The sequence below is a fragment of the Pseudomonas sp. KB_12 genome (assembly GCF_052114545.1).
GTDB classification, from domain to species: Bacteria; Pseudomonadota; Gammaproteobacteria; order Pseudomonadales; family Pseudomonadaceae; genus Aquipseudomonas; species Aquipseudomonas brassicacearum.
In genome coordinates this window covers 65,976-80,658 of sequence record NZ_JBFREY010000025.1, presented here as the reverse complement: position 1 = coordinate 80,658, position 14,683 = coordinate 65,976, and the positions used below count along the sequence as shown (strand labels likewise).

Sequence of the window (14,683 nt, the reverse complement as noted above, 5' to 3'; positions counted from 1 at the left end):
AGCTGACGGGTGTACGACCGGGAGAACCAGGCCGGCTGCCAGGCCGCCTCGCGAGCAAGCTTTGCTCCCACAGAGCTGACGGGTGTACGACCGGGAGAACCAGGCCGGCTGTTAGGCCGCCTCGCGAGCAAGCTTTACTCCCACAGATCAGACGGGTGTACGACCGGGAGAACCAGGCCGGCTGCCAGGCCGCCTCGCGAGCAAGCTTTGCTCCCACAGAGCTGACGGGTGTACGACCGGGAGAACCAGGCCGGCTGYCAGGCCGCCTCGCGAGCAAGCTTTGCTCCCACAGAGCTGACGGGTGTACGACCGGGAGAACCAGGCCGGCCGTTAGGCCGCCTCGCTTTTGATCTTGATTTTGATCTGGGGCGCCCCGTTAACCACGATGGCCGAACGCAGGCATTGCGCAGTGGGCACCTCGGCATGGATGCCGAGGTAGCCGCGCTGGGCCATGGATGGCCCTTCGCGGCGGCCCACGGAGCAATGCCGGAGTGAGGGCATGCCGAGCCTAAGCGAGGCACCGAGTGGTGGGGCAAAGCGCTTTTGGTTACTTTTGGCGCTCTTCCAAAAGTGACCCGCCGTCAGGGCGGAACCCTAAGCCGCCGTTACCGCAGCAACGGATATGTACCCAATCCAACCCAACCCACCCCACCCCAAACCAACACCAAACCAACACCAAAGAAAACGGCGCCTTCCCCTCCCTCGGAAAAAGCGCCGTATCCTTAAGTGAACAGCATTACGCTCAATGCGCAGCGTTCTTGTACCTCACCAGACAGCGTCCGGCTTACAGCGCCATGTCAGCCGCTGGATTCGCTTGCGGGGCAGCCGCCGGCTTGGCCGGTGCCACGTTAGCGCCTGGCTTGCCGATCACCGGTGGCGGGTCCAGTTGCAGGACATCGCTGGTGTAAGCCCATTCCTGGGCAACGCGCTCAGGACTGTCGTTGAGCTTGGTGCCGTAGCTTGGCACGATCTGATGCAGTTTTTCCTGCCAGGCCGGGCTGGCGACCTTGTCCTTGAAGACCTTCTCAAGCACGGTCAGCATGATCGGTGCAGCGGTCGAAGCGCCTGGCGAAGCACCCAGCAGGCCGGCGATGCTGCCGTCCTGGGACGCGACCACTTCGGTGCCGAGTTTCAGCACGCCGCCCTTCTCTTCGTCACGCTTGATGATCTGTACGCGCTGGCCAGCCTGCCACAGGCGCCAGTCTTCCTGCTTGGCCTCCGGGAAGTACTCTTTCAGGGCGTTGAAGCGATCTTCATCCGACAGCATCAGTTGACCGGCCAGGTACTCGACCAGTGGGTACTGTTCGATACCAACCTTCGTCATCGGCCACACGTTGTGGGTGGTGGTGCTGGTCAGCAGATCGAAGTACGAACCGTTCTTCAGGAACTTGGTAGAGAAGGTTGCGAATGGGCCAAACAGGATCACGCGCTTGCCATCGAGCACGCGGGTGTCCAGGTGCGGAACCGACATCGGCGGTGCGCCCACCGAAGCCTTGCCGTAGGCCTTGGCCAGGTGCAGCTGGGCGACGGTCGGGTTTTCGGTGACCAGGAACGAACCACCCACCGGGAAACCTGCGTATTCACGCGCTTCCGGGATGTCGGACTTCTGCAGCAGGTGCAAGGCACCACCGCCGGCGCCGATGAACACGAACTTGGCGTCGGTCTCGGTTTCGGTACCGTCTTTCAGGTTCTTGTACGAAACGCGCCAGGTGCCGTCTTCGTTGCGGGTGATCTCTTCCACTTCGCTGGACAGCTTGAGGGAGAAGTTCGGCTTGGTTTGCAGATAAGTCGCGAACTGGCGGGTGATTTCGCCGAAGTTCACGTCGGTGCCCAGTGGACTCCAAGTGGCCGCGACTTTCTGGCTCGGGTCACGCCCTTGCATCATCAGCGGCACCCACTTGCTGATCTGCTCGCGATCTTCGGAATACTGCATGCCGGCGAACAACGGGCTGGCCTGGAGGGCTTCGTAGCGCTTCTTCAGGAACACGATGTTCTCGTCGCCCCACAAAAAGCTCATGTGCGGCGTGGAGTTGATGAACGAACGCGGGTTCTTCAACACGCCGTTCTTGACCTGCCAGGACCAGAACTGACGGGAGATCTGGAAGGCTTCGTTGATTTCGATGGCCTTGGAGATATCGACCTTGCCGTTCTTGTCTTCCGGCGTGTAGTTCAGCTCGGCCAGCGCGGAGTGACCGGTACCGGCATTGTTCCAGCCGTTGGAGCTCTCTTCGGCAACACCGTCCAGGCGCTCGACCATTTCCATGGTCCAGCCCGGCTCCAGCTCATTGAGCCAGACGCCGAGTGTCGAGCTCATGATGCCCCCACCAATGAGCAAGACATCCACTTTTTTTGGCTCGGCGGCGTGCGTGGTCGCAAGACCCATCGCCATCGCCAGGCCCAGTAGCGCCGTGTGTGTTTTCTTCAACATGTGTGTATCCCTAGGATGAACGCCATTCCGTCCACCTGTCCTGATCAAGGATAGCCCACGTCCATGGCCGGCAACGCCAGCTGGGCGGCTATCGAGAAGGACCGGAGGATGGACCTACAGGGCCGAGCAATACGTCGGCCTCTCGTTTATGTCTCTCCGGCGCTGACTTCTTGTAGGTCTTGGCTTCAGCTGGGGTGAGGGACGCTGCAACGGTGTTCATCGGGCCTGACATGGCCGTGCCCGATTGTCGCAGCCAGGGGGAGTTTACATAAGGAAATAAACAGACCGAAGCGTCTTTTTACATTCCTGGCAAAAACGCCGACCAAATGACGGCATTTTAATGGCCCACGGGGCCGATTCGCGTAGGAGCTGAGTGGGAGCTGAGTGGGAGCTGTGTAGGAGCTGTGTAGGAGCTGTGTAGGAGCTGTGTAGGAGCTGTCGAGTGCAGCGAGGCTGCGATCTTGCCCTGGCCGCTTGAGTTTAAGCGAATGAATTAAAAGATCGCAGCCTCGTTTCACTCGACAGCTCCTACACAGCTCCTACACAGCTCCTACAGAGTATCTACAGCACCAACCTACCCAAGCATCTGACTCAACACCGCCCGCAACTTGCCAGGCTTGACCGGTTTGTTGAGCAGCGGTGCATCCAGCTTGCGCAAGGCGCGGCGGCACTGGTCGCTGCGGTCGGCGGTGATGATCACCGCCGGGATCGCCTGGTGAAAATGCTCGCGCAGGTGCTTGACCACTTCGCAGCCCACGACCCCGTGATCCAGGTGGAAATCCGCCAGGATCAGCTCCGGCGCACGCCCTTGCAGCACATCAAGGGCGCCCGCTTCGTCGGTGGCGGTCAGGACTTCACAGCCCCACTGCCCCAACAGCGCCGCCATGCTTTGCAAAATGCTCAATTCATTGTCGATCACCAACAAACGGCGCCCCGGTAGCGGGTTGCCGGCGACCGCCTGTACCGGAACCAGGGATACGGGAAGGGGTTTTTCGCTGGACAACGGCACCTCGATACTGAACACCGAGCCCCGCCCCGGCCGAGAACGCACCTGGACCCGGTAACCGAGGATGTGGGCGATGCGTTCGACAATCGCCAACCCCAGGCCCACGCCTTTGCGATCCGCCGCCCGGCCAACGTCGAGCTGGTTGAATTCCAGGAAAATCGACTCCAGGCAATCGGCCGCGATGCCCCGCCCCGTGTCCCAGACCTCGATGCTCAACTGCCCTCCCCGGCGCCGGGCCGCCAGGAGAATACCGCCCTGAGCGGTGTAGCGGCAGGCATTGCTCAGCAGGTTGCGCAGGATACGGCTGATCAATCGCAGGTCGGTCAGCACCGCTTCGTCGCCAAACCGTACCCGCAATTCCAACCCCGCGGCGCCGGCCACCGATTGAAACTCGGAAACCAGCGGCCCCAACAACTCATCCAGCCGATACGGCGCCAGGTCGGGCTTGACGGCGGCCTGGTCCAGCCGGGAAATGTCCAGCAGGTCGGTGAGCAGGTCTTCGGCCCCTTCGAGCGCCTGATGAGTGCGCTCCACCAACACATGCTCGGCGGCAGGCAATTGGCGTTCACGCAAGGTGGCGATCAGCAGGCGTGCCGCGTTGAGTGGCTGCAACAGGTCATGGCTGGCGGCGGCCAGGTATTTGTCCTTGCTGCGGTTGGCGGCCTGGGCGACGTCCCGGGCGTCGCGCAATTGCTGTTCGACCAGCTCGCGCTGGGCAATCTGCTGCTGCAGGTTGTGGTTGGCCTCCAGCAACGCGTCGGTGCGCTCGGCCACCCGCTGTTCCAGTTGGTCATTGAGCTGTTGCAAGTGTTGCCGGGCCTGCTCCAGCTCATCGAGGCGTGCCGCCAGTTCCGGATAGTGACTCTTGCGCGTCGAGTGATTGCCCAGCCCCAGCAGCCCTTCCAGGGCTTTTTGCTGCTCGTCAGAGGGCTTCGCCATAGACGACCTCGACATCCCGCTGGCTCGACTCCCGAGGGTTGGTGAGGATGCACGGGTCGTGCATCGCATGCTGCGACAGGAACGGAATGTCCGAGGTGCTCACGCCATGCAGGCCCAGGGTCTCGTGGAAACCGATGGTGCGCTTGAGGGAAATCAGGTGTTCCACCAGCCGAGTGCGGATCTGCCGGTGGTTGAGCCCCCGGCAGTCGATGCCCAGCGTCTCGGCAATCACCTTGAAACGCTCCGGCGCCGAGTTGTAGTTGAACGCCACCACGTGCTCCACCAGTACCGCGTTGCACAACCCATGGGGCAAATCGAGGAAACCACCCAGGCTGTGGGACATCGCGTGCACCGCGCCGAGGATTGCGTTGGAGAACGCCAGCCCGGCCTGCATGCTGCCCAGCATGATTTTTTCCCGCAGGGCGATGTCTGCCGGGTTGGCGATCATCTGCACCAGGTTGCCGTTGATCAGGCGCATCGCTTCCAGCGCATGGGGGTCGGTCAACGGGCCATGACCGGTGGACACGAACGCCTCGATGGCATGCACCAGGGCGTCGATGCCGGTACAGGCGGACAGGAACGGGTCCATGCTCAGGGTGGTTTCCGGGTCGATCAACGATACGTCCGGCACCGCTGCCTTGCTGACGATGGAAAACTTCATGCGTTCTTGCTGGTTGGAAATGATCACGAATTGCGACACGTCAGCCGACGTCCCCGCCGTGGTGGGAATCAGGATAAGCGGCGGGCTGGGTACGTGCAGGGTGTCGACGCCTTCGAACTCGAGGATGTTGCGGCCGTGGGCAACGACAATGCCGATGCCTTTGCCGCAATCCATCGGGCTGCCACCGCCCACCGCGACGATGACATCGCAATGGTTTTCCCGGTAAAGGTCAGCGCCGAGCATCACTTCCTCGACCCGAGGATTGGGCGAGACCGCGCTGTAGACGCAATAGTCGATGCCTTGGGCCTGGAGGCTGGCTTCGACGTCAGCCACCCAACCGGCGGCGATGACCCCGGGATCGGTGACGATCAGCACCTTGCGTGCACCGAAAGTCTTGGCGTAATTGCCGACATTGTGCCGGCAACCGGCACCGAACATGATTTCAGGGGAAACGAACTTGCGCAGCGGGCTGAGGCTCATCTTTTCAGGTACGTGGCTCATCGGTAAGCCTGTTGTTATTGTCTTGGGATACCTTGAGCCTAAAGCATCCCACCGTGATTGCAATCAGACCAATGGGTAGCCCGGCCTGAACGCGTCAGGCCGGGCCGGCACTCATCGGTTGGCGAAGTACATCGTCACTTCAAAGCCAATACGCAGGTCGGTGTACGCGGGTTTAGTCCACATGGGTCTTTCCTCTTCTTGTACCGGGCGATTCCGGCAAGGTCATTAATGCACGCCACGCCTGGGGCTCGAATGCTACTTTCGAAGCGGTGGGTGGGGTGCGTTGGTACTACTGGAGCAGCGAGCACTTGCTCCCCCTAAATTGCAGGAGCTGTGTAGATGCGGTGTAGGAGCTGTGTAGGAGCTGTGTAGGAGCTGTCGAGTGCAACGAGGCTGCGATCTTTCCCAATACACTTGAATCTCAAGCGAAAGATCAAAAGACCAAAAGACCAAAAGATCAAAAGATCAAAAGATCGCAGGCTTCGCCAGCTCCTACAGGGTCACAGCAACTGCCCTGCTTGCTATCTCCCAGGGTTAGAAGAACCCCAGTGGATTGATGTCGTAGCTCACCAGCAGGTTCTTGGTCTGCTGGTAGTGGTCGAGCATCATCTTGTGGGTTTCACGACCCACACCAGACTTCTTGTAGCCACCGAACGCGGCGTGCGCCGGGTACAGGTGGTAGCAGTTGGTCCAGACGCGACCGGCCTTGATCGCCCTGCCCATGCGGTAGGCGCGGTTGATGTCGCGGGTCCACAGACCAGCGCCAAGGCCGAACTCGGTGTCGTTGGCGATTGCCAGGGCTTCGGCTTCGTCCTTGAAGGTGGTCACGCCCACTACCGGGCCGAAGATCTCTTCCTGGAACACGCGCATTTTGTTGTGGCCCTTGAGCAGGGTCGGCTGGATGTAATAACCACTCGACAAATCCCCCTCGAGTCGCTCGGCAGCACCGCCAGTGAGCAGCTCGGCGCCCTCTTGCTGGGCAATTTCAAGGTACGAGAGGATCTTGTCGAATTGCTGCTCGGACGCCTGGGCGCCGACCATGGTTTCGGTGTCCAGCGGGTTGCCACGCTTGATCTTGGCGATCTTTTTCATCACCTCGGCCATGAACGGCACGTAGATCGACTCTTGCACCAGGGCGCGAGATGGGCAGGTGCAGACTTCGCCCTGGTTGAAGAACGCCAGCACCAGGCCTTCGGCGGCTTTTTCGATGAAGGCCGGCTCGGCCTGCATGATGTCTTCGAAGAAGATGTTCGGCGACTTGCCGCCCAGTTCCACGGTAGACGGGATGATGTTTTCGGCGGCGCATTTCATGATGTGCGAGCCCACCGGGGTGGACCCGGTGAAGGCGATCTTGGCGATGCGCTTGCTGGTGGCCAGGGCTTCACCGGCTTCGCGACCGTAACCATGGACGATGTTCAGCACGCCGGGCGGCAGCAGGTCGGCGACCAGCTCGATGAAGACCATGATCGACAGCGGCGTCTGTTCAGCCGGCTTGAGCACGATGCAGTTACCGGCAGCCAGGGCCGGGGCGAGTTTCCAGGCGGCCATCAGCAGCGGGAAGTTCCACGGGATGATCTGCCCGACCACACCCAGCGGCTCGTGGAAATGATAGGCCGTGGTCAGTTCGTTGATCTCGGCCGCCCCACCCTCTTGGGCGCGGATGCAGCCGGCGAAATAACGGAAATGGTCGGCCGCCAGCGGTACGTCGGCATTGAGGGTTTCGCGCACGGCCTTGCCGTTGTCCCAGGTCTCGCTGACAGCGAGGATTTCCAGGTTCTGCTCGATACGGTCGGCGATTTTCAACAGCACCAGGGAACGGTCCTGCACCGAAGTCTTGCCCCAAGCATCGGCTGCGGCATGGGCGGCATCCAGGGCCTTGTCGATGTCGGCGGCGCTGGAGCGCGGGAATTCGGCAATGACTTCGCCATTGACCGGGGAGGTGTTGGTGAAGTATTCGCCGTTGACCGGCGCGACGAATTCGCCGCCGATGAAGTTGCCATAGCGCGGTTTGAAGGAAACGACGGCGCCTGGGGTTCCGGGTTGTGCATAGATCATGATGGGGCCTCTGCCTGGTCGATGCCTGTCACAGGACAGGCGATAGGCCGATGGTAGAGAGCCCCGCCTGCCGGACGAATGCGTCGTTGGCAGGGGGGACTCTCGTTATTTGGTCGTAGATTTCAAGCATTGGGACGAGGATATTTGGCGAAACGTCTGTGGGAGCAAGGCTTGCCCGCGATGAAGGCGATGCGGTCTCCCTGGGAACCGAGGCGACTGCATCGCGAGCAAGCTTTGCTCCCACAGAGTCGTCGCCACAAGGGCGACGCCCGGCTCAATAGTTACTTAGCGTTTTGCCACCAGCTCTTTCGGCAACTTGAAGGTCCAGAGCATGCCGCCCTGGTTGAAGTCCTTCACGCGCTTGGCCACCTCGCCACCCCACAGCGGCACCGCGCCGCCCCAGCCGGAGACCACGGAGACGTATTGCTCGCCGTCCATTTCCCAGGTGATGGGCGAACCGAGCACGCCGGAGCCGGTCTGGAATTCCCAGACCTTTTCCCCGGTCTTGGCGTTGAAGGCCTGCAGGAACCCTTCAGGCGTGCCGGTGAACACCAGGTTGCCCTTGGTGGTCAGGACCCCACCCCACAGCGGCGCGTAGTTCTTGTGGCGCCAGACTTCCTTGCCGGTCTTGGGGTCGATGGCCCGCAGCACGCCGATGTAATCCTCGTTCAGCGGCTTGATGGTGAAGCCGGCCCCGAGGAACGCCGCGCCTTTCTTGTAGGCGATGCCTTCGTTCCAGATGTCCATGCCCCATTCGTTGGACGGCACGTAGAACAGGCCTGTGTCCTGGTTGTAGGCCATCGGCATCCAGTTTTTCGCGCCGAGGAACGCCGGTGCGACGAACACCGAACTGCCCTTGGCTTCGCTGCCCGGCGCACCCGGACGGCTGGCCTCGTTGTAGATCGGCCGCCCATCCTTGTCCAGGCCAGTGGCCCAGGTGATCTTGTCGACAAACGGGAAGCCGCGGATGAACTTGCCGTTGGTGCGGTCGAGCACGTAGAAGAAGCCGTTACGGTCAGCAGTCGCTGCCGCCTTGATGTCCTTGCCGCCTTCCTTGTAGTTGAACGAGATCAGTTCATTGACGCCGTCATAGTCCCAGCCGTCGTGAGGCGTGCTCTGGAAGTGCCACTTGATAGTCCCGTCGTCCGGGTTCAGGGCCAGGCGCGACGACGAATAGAGGTTGTCGCCGGGACGCAGGTGGGAGTTCCAGGGGGCCGGGTTGCCGGTGCCGAACAGCAGCAGGTTGGTTTCCGGGTCGTAGTAGCCGCCCAGCCAAGGCGCGGCACCGCCGGTTTTCCAGAGATCGCCCGGCCAGGTCTTGCCCGCCTCGCCGCCGGAAATACCATTCTCGATGGCTTTGCCATCTTTGTAGACGTAGCCCATGTGGCCTTCCACCGTTGGGCGGGTCCACAGCAGTTCGCCATTTTTCGGGTCGTAGGCACTGATCTGGCCCACCACACCGAACTCGCCCCCGGCCACGCCGGTGATCAGCTTGCCGTTGATGACCAGTGGCGCGGCGCTGATGGAATAGCCTTCCTTGTGGTCGGCCACTTTCTTGCTCCACACCACCTTGCCGGTGTCCTTGTTCAAGGCCACCAGCTTGGCGTCGAGGGTGCCGAAGAACACCAGGTCGCCGTACAACGCCACGCCACGGTTGATCACGTCGCAGCAAGGACGGATGTCATCGGGCAGGCGCGCATCGTATTGCCACAGCTTCTTGCCGGTGCGCGCATCCACTGCGAATACCCGCGAGTAGGAACCGGTGAGGTACATCACCCCGTCCTTGATCATCGGCTGGGCTTGCTGGCCGCGCTGTTTTTCACCGCCAAAGGAGAACGCCCAGACCGGTCGCAGGTCCTTCACGTTATCGACATTGAGGGTATCGAGCGGGCTGTAGCGCTGGCCCTGGACACCCAGGCCGTTGGTCACGATCTGTTGCGGGTTTTTCGGGTCCTGGAGAATTTCCTGATCGGTCACGGCTGCAAGGGCCGAACCGGACAGCAGCATGGCACTGAGCAGCAGGCTCACGGCGAAGGGTTGGCGACGTGCGGGATGACTCATGACGGCTACCTCTGCGGTTATTGTTATACCCGGGAATTTTTCCCGGTCTGCCACAGATTCTTGGGCTCGGAGCCGTTGCCAACAATTGCCCGCTGTGTTGAGTTTTCTAGTTCCTTGGTACACATGTGGAGTCGTCGCATCCAGCTTCTTTGCTGGTGACACCAACCCCCGTGGCGAGGGAGCTTGCTCCCGCTGGGGCGCGCAGCGGCCCTAAAAATAGCCCAGCCAACATTGATAGCCAGGTTGACTGACATAGGGGCTGCTGCGCAGCCCAGCGGGAGCAAGCTCCCTCGCCACGGGGTATGTGTTCAGTCAGGGTCGTGGGCATCCACCCGTTTCATCCCCACCCGCTCATAACGTGGATAGAGATGACTGACACTGCGAATCAACTCATAGCGACTCAGGCTGATCCCGGCAAAGCGCTCGGGAATGGGGCTGCGGATCATCTCGGCCATGTCGTCGCCCCGGGCCGCGCCGTTGCGCAGCAGTTGGTCGAGCCAGCCCAGGTAGTCGCGCATCTGGGTAAAAGGCCGGGCGTCGTTCGCGACCGGGCCGTGGCCGGGCACGATCTGCTTCCAGGGCAAGGCCTGCAAGGTGTCCAGGTCCTGGAGCCAGACCTCCAGGCCCGGGCTGTTGGGGGTGGTCAGGGCGCGTTCGTAAAACACCAGGTCGCCGGCAAACAGCACACCGGTGGTTTCGTCGAAAATCGCCAGGTCGGCCCCGGTGTGCCCGGCCAGTTGCAGCAGACGCAACGAATGATTGCCCACCTTCAACGTCCCGGCCGCCAGCTCCCGGGTCGGCAACACCACCTCGGTGCCGCGCATCCAATCGCCCACCAGCCGGTACATGTTTTCCGCCAGCGCATCACCCTGCTGTCGCAGCAGATCGGTGGTGCCCGCCAAGGCGCCAATGGGCCCGTCGCTAAAGGCTTGGTTGCCCAATACATGGTCGGGGTGGTGATGGGTCAGCAGGACCTGGATCACCGGTGTATCGGTGGTCGCGACAATGGCCTGGCGCAGCGCCTCGCCGTAGCGCTTCGACGGCCCGGTGTCGATCACCACCACGCCGGCGTCGGTGACGATGAACGCGGTATTGACGATGTTGCCGCCGTTGGCCTTGGCAAAATTCTCGGTGCTGCCTTCCAGCAGCCAGGTGCCTTCGGCGATCTGCCGGGGCTTGAGTGCGTAGTCCGTACCGGCCCACGTCGGCCAGCACAGGCTCAGGAACATCAACAACAACCAGCGCATGGCGCGCTCCTTGTGGTCAGGGGATCGCCGCCTCGAACGTATTGCCGCTGTTGTCGCGCAGCAGCAGGCGGGTCTGGCCCGGGCCTCGGATGTCGAAGCCCAGGTTGGGGTTTTCGCTGACCGCCGGGAACAGCTCCAGGCGCGCCAGCACCTGACCGTCGGCGTCCAGCAGTTGCGCCTGGTTGAGGAAAAACTCCGGGATGCCGCTCACCAGGCCGTTATCCATCGGATGCGCCACCTGCAGGCGCAGGCGGCTCGAATCGCCCCGGGGATAGCGGGCGCCCAGCACCTCGCCCAAGTGTTCTTCCCAACCCGGCTGGGTGCGCACCACGCTGGGCGCGGTGCAGCCACCACCGGCCGCGTCGATCAGGGTCGAGCCGACGTGCCACAGGCCATCGCGGGTCTGCACGGCGGCGCGCAACGGCGTGGCTTGCTCGATGCGAATGCGGATCGACAGCCAGGGCAGCACCCGCTCCCCTGGTTGGAAGTCGACGATTTTCGGCAACGGGTTCAGTTCGGCCCAGGCCAGCACCCGCACGACGTCGCCGGTGAAGGCCCGGGCATCGATCTCCAGTGGCACCTGGCGTGCGTCTTCGGCAAAGGGTGGCGCCAGCAGCCGCACCCGGTCATCGAAAACGAACGGCGCGTCCCCCAGCAATTGCTTGTGATAGAAGGCCCACATCACCGACGGCACCGGGTCCTTCCCCGGTTCGACCGCCGCCAGCGCAATCGTCGGCAGGCCGCACCACAGCAGGCACCACATGGCCCATTTCATCCCTGCGCTCCTATTGATACATCTCCGGCACTTCGTAACGCAGGCCGTAATGGGCATAGACCGTCTTGACGCTGCCGTCGCGGATCAAGCCTTCCAACGCCTCTTCCACCGCATAGGCCAGCTGACGGTTGCTTTCATGCACCGCCATGCCGATTTCCCAACGTTGCTTGCCCATGTTCGGGTAGGCGTTTTCCGCCAGCGCCAGTTGCGGATCAGCCGCCTCGTGCACTTGCCAATCGACCTCACCGCGCATGGCCATGACGGCGTCCACCTCCCCGGCCTGCATGGCCTTGAAGGCCTGGCTGACACCAGGGTAATGGTGGGTCCTGGCGCTGAGCATGCCGTTGAACACCGATGTCAGGTAGAACGACGGCACGCTGTCGACTTCAACGCCAATGGGATGCTCCTGGAACACCGCGACACTGCCCACCGAATCCAATCGGCGCCGGTCGTACGCCACCTGCCAGCACTCCTGCTGATAAGGGCCGAACATCACCACCTGGGCGTTTGCCAGTTCGCCGATGTCGTTGCGCTTTTGCGCATAGTCGTGGTCGTACGGCACGCGCATCATCAGGTCGGCCAATTGCCGCTCGTGCAACGGACTGCTGCGCCAGATGTAATCGCGCAGGTCGTCATCGAGTTTTTCGCCCGGCGGTGCCCACATCAATTGCAGGCGCACGCCAAGGGCTTTGGCCAGGGCCTGGGCCAGTTCCACGTCCACGCCCCTGGGTTGGCCGTGGTCCTCGAAACTGTAGGGCGCGAAGTCCTTGTAGACCGCGACCTTCAACTCACCGGCGGCGATCATCTGGTCGTAGCTGCGCACCTGCGCCTGTACCGCCTGGCCCCACAGGAGCAGGCTGCACATTACCCACGCGAACAGGCGCATGGCGATCACTCCTCGACGTGCACGCTATCGAGATAGGTGCGCACCGCCCACAAGGCTTCCTGGCTCAGGTAGTCGGCCATTTTCGGCATGTAGACCCGGCCGTCGCGCACCGCACCGTGACGTACGCGCTCGACAAACCACTCATCACCGGCGTCGGCGGCGTCGAGCATGCGCAAGTCCGGAGCGATGCCGCCCGACTTGGCTTCCAGGCCATGGCAGGCCGCGCAGTTCTGGTTGTAGGCCGATGAGCCGATCTCCAGCGCCCGGTCGTGTTCGGGGGAGGTGCGGTAAGGGTTCACCGTGGCCCAGCCGTCACCGTCCAGTGCGACACCGGTGTCCTTGATCGGGGTCAGTCCCTTGGTTTCCACTGCCTGGGGCACTACGTTGCCATGGGCCCATGCGGAGCCTGCGCCGGTCAGCCCCATCAGTAATGCGGTAGCGATGATGGCGTTGCGTTTTGTTGTCATTGTTATGCCCTCTCAGATTGCACGCAGACCTCTGTGAAGAAGCCGTGCCGTCATCTTAGGAACCCCCTTGCCCCAGCCGAATGCTGCTTTGGTGGTCGGGGTCTAGTTCCTTGGTAGCAAGCCATCCGGCGCAGGTCGTAAAGACAAGCGGCTCGGGAAGTCTTCCCGGCAGTTGGCTACGGCGCCGCCGTGTCGTTGTAGGCGGTCCGCCAATAAATCTTGTGGGAGCGAGCCTGCTCGAGATGGCGGTGCACCTGTCACTGAGATGCTGAATGTAACGCCGCCTTCGCGAGCAGGCTCGCTCCCACCTGGGGTTGCGGCGGTTTGCAGGTTTTGTCCACTCCTGATGAATGACCATTTCCCGTACCGTAAAACCCCAACACCGGCGGCGGGTTACTACCTTGGTACTGCACCGGCGGTACTTTCTGCATATTTCCCCATGACCCTGGGCTTCCTATGCTGGCGCTACCTGCAATGGAGGATGTCATGCGCCGGCTCGTCAGTTACGCCCTGGTTTCTCTGCTGGCAGCGGCAACCGCTCACGCGGGCGATACCACACCGCTGCAAGTGCGCATCGGCTACCTGGGTTATCGTCCCGATCCGGGGCCGTTGCTGTCCAACGTCATTGCCGAACCGGCCGATGCCGGGTTGCGCGGCGCTGAACTGGCGATCGTCGACAGCAACAGCACCGGGCGTTTCCTCAAGCACGACTACCGCCTGGAAAGCGCCAGCGTCGACACGCCCGAGGCGCTGCTCCAGGCCGCCCGGGCCCAACACGACCAGGGCCTGCGGCTGTTCGTGGTCAACGCACCGGCCGCCAGCCTGCGCCAACTCAGCGCCGCCCTGCCCGACAGCCTGCTGTTCAACGCCGGTAGCCCCGACGACAGCCTGCGCACCACCGACTGCCTGGGCAACGTGCTCCACAGCCTGCCCGACCGCGCCATGCTCGCCGATGCCCTGGTGCAGTTCAGCGTCGTGCGCAAATGGCAACGGGCCTTGCTGATCGTCGGCCAGACGCCCGAGGACCAGGCCTACGCCGCCGCATTGCGCCGGGCCATGAAACGCTTCGGCATGAAGATCGTCGCCGAAAAGGCCTGGCAGTTCGACAACGACCAGCGCCGCAGCGCCCAGGCCGACATGCCGCTGTTCACCCAGACCGCCGAGTACGACGTGGTGCTGGTGGCCGACGAGCGCGGCGACTTCGGTGAATACCTGCCCTACCAGACCTGGTACCCACGCCCGGTGGCCGGCACCCAAGGGCTGACGCCCACCGGCTGGCACAAGACCGTGGAAACCTACGGCGCGGCGCAACTGCAAAAACGCTTCGAAGCCCTGGCCGGACGCTGGATGAACGACCGCGACTTTGCTGCCTGGATCGCCGTGCGCAGCATCGCCAGCGCCGTGGGCAAATTGCGTCAGGACGACCCGCTCGCCATCCGCCAACTGGCCCTCAGCGACCAGTTGCCCCTGGACGGTTTCAAGGGTCGCAAGCTCAGCTACCGGCCCTGGAACGGCCAGTTGCGCCAACCCATTGCGCTGGTCCAGCCACGGGCACTGGTCAGCACCTCGCCCCAGGACGGTTTTCTGCACCCTTCCAATGAAATGGACAGCCTGGGTTACGACCAGCCCGAAGTGAGCTGCCGTTACCCCTGATCGA

Annotated in this window: 12 protein-coding genes; 1 reads left to right on the top strand and 11 read right to left on the bottom strand. The window is 62.5% G+C overall.

From position 1 onward, the window contains the following. Positions 1–330 precede the first annotated feature (330 nt). The 11 genes from AB4Z20_RS19985 to pedF form a co-directional block, all read right to left on the bottom strand. A complete protein-coding gene (locus tag AB4Z20_RS19985) occupies positions 331–501 on the bottom strand; it encodes a hypothetical protein (RefSeq protein ID WP_253478725.1) in 171 nt (56 codons plus the stop codon). Between the two features lie 283 nt (positions 502–784). After that, the gene (gene mqo / locus AB4Z20_RS19980; protein ID WP_442090474.1) at positions 785–2,428 is read right to left on the bottom strand and encodes a malate dehydrogenase (quinone); all 1,644 of its coding nucleotides are present in this window, start codon (positions 2,426–2,428) and stop codon (positions 785–787) included. Positions 2,429–3,002: 574 nt separating this feature from the next. Next, complete coding sequence (locus tag AB4Z20_RS19975; RefSeq protein ID WP_442090473.1) at positions 3,003–4,373, bottom strand: NahK/ErcS family hybrid sensor histidine kinase/response regulator; 1,371 nt, start codon at positions 4,371–4,373, stop codon at positions 3,003–3,005. Continuing rightward, entirely contained in the window at positions 4,357–5,514 is a 1,158-nt protein-coding gene (gene ercA, locus AB4Z20_RS19970) for an alcohol dehydrogenase-like regulatory protein ErcA (RefSeq protein ID WP_442090477.1), read from the bottom strand. The genes AB4Z20_RS19975 and ercA overlap by 17 nt, the downstream gene beginning before the upstream one ends. A gap of 132 nt (positions 5,515–5,646) precedes the next feature. Further along, on the bottom strand, positions 5,647–5,718 hold the full coding sequence (gene pqqA, locus AB4Z20_RS19965; RefSeq protein WP_003243383.1) for a pyrroloquinoline quinone precursor peptide PqqA: 72 nt from the start codon (positions 5,716–5,718) through the stop codon (positions 5,647–5,649). 351 nt (positions 5,719–6,069) lie between these two features. Further along, positions 6,070–7,590: an acetaldehyde dehydrogenase ExaC gene (gene exaC, locus AB4Z20_RS19960; protein ID WP_253474436.1), complete on the bottom strand. Its 1,521-nt coding sequence runs from the start codon at positions 7,588–7,590 to the stop codon at positions 6,070–6,072. A gap of 285 nt (positions 7,591–7,875) precedes the next feature. Further along, positions 7,876–9,651: a PQQ-dependent methanol/ethanol family dehydrogenase gene (locus AB4Z20_RS19955; RefSeq protein ID WP_442090472.1), complete on the bottom strand. Its 1,776-nt coding sequence runs from the start codon at positions 9,649–9,651 to the stop codon at positions 7,876–7,878. Positions 9,652–9,959: 308 nt separating this feature from the next. Next, on the bottom strand, positions 9,960–10,898 hold the full coding sequence (locus AB4Z20_RS19950) for a quinoprotein relay system zinc metallohydrolase 1 (protein ID WP_442090471.1): 939 nt from the start codon (positions 10,896–10,898) through the stop codon (positions 9,960–9,962). Positions 10,899–10,914: 16 nt separating this feature from the next. After that, entirely contained in the window at positions 10,915–11,673 is a 759-nt protein-coding gene (locus AB4Z20_RS19945) for a quinoprotein dehydrogenase-associated SoxYZ-like carrier (protein WP_320390444.1), read from the bottom strand. Between the two features lie 10 nt (positions 11,674–11,683). After that, on the bottom strand, positions 11,684–12,559 hold the full coding sequence (locus AB4Z20_RS19940; RefSeq protein ID WP_442090470.1) for a substrate-binding periplasmic protein: 876 nt from the start codon (positions 12,557–12,559) through the stop codon (positions 11,684–11,686). A 5-nt stretch (positions 12,560–12,564) separates the two neighbouring features. Next, positions 12,565–13,026, bottom strand: a complete 462-nt coding sequence (gene pedF / locus AB4Z20_RS19935; RefSeq protein WP_212796077.1) for a cytochrome c-550 PedF — start codon at positions 13,024–13,026, stop codon at positions 12,565–12,567. Positions 13,027–13,512: 486 nt separating this feature from the next. Between pedF and AB4Z20_RS19930 the strand changes: the two genes are divergently transcribed. Continuing rightward, positions 13,513–14,679, top strand: coding sequence for an ABC transporter substrate-binding protein (locus tag AB4Z20_RS19930; protein WP_214512274.1), 1,167 nt, complete (start codon positions 13,513–13,515; stop codon positions 14,677–14,679). The last annotated feature ends 4 nt before the right edge of the window (positions 14,680–14,683 follow it).